The following is a 278-nucleotide window of genomic DNA, read 5'->3' on the forward strand; positions in this document are numbered from 1 at the left end:
CCACCGGCCCGTTCGTAATGCCCTATAGCCTGAGCCAGAAGATCAACAGTTACACCGCCGACGGCTTCTGGGTAGCACGCGGCGCAGCAATTCAGGACGCTGAGACCGGCTATTACTACCTTGTGGTCGAGACTGAAGGCCCGAACGCCGCGGGCCGCGACGTGGCCCTCTGGGGCGCTGACGGATTGGACGACACGGCCCGCGTCTGGGCGATCAGCCCCATGGCGCAGGAAGTGACCCCTGGCTTGCCGACCCCGTTTGACGAGGGCGTTTCCCTG

The 278-nt window shown here is 65.1% G+C and carries 1 protein-coding gene; it reads left to right on the forward strand.

The window, feature by feature from the left end:
* Positions 1 to 278, forward strand: a 278-nt coding sequence (locus SB717_RS35305; protein ID WP_410907575.1) for a hypothetical protein, incomplete at both ends; no start/stop codon positions are given.

The organism is Priestia sp. SIMBA_032, assembly GCF_046535215.1.
Lineage (GTDB): Bacteria > Bacillota > Bacilli > Bacillales > Bacillaceae_H > Priestia > Priestia aryabhattai.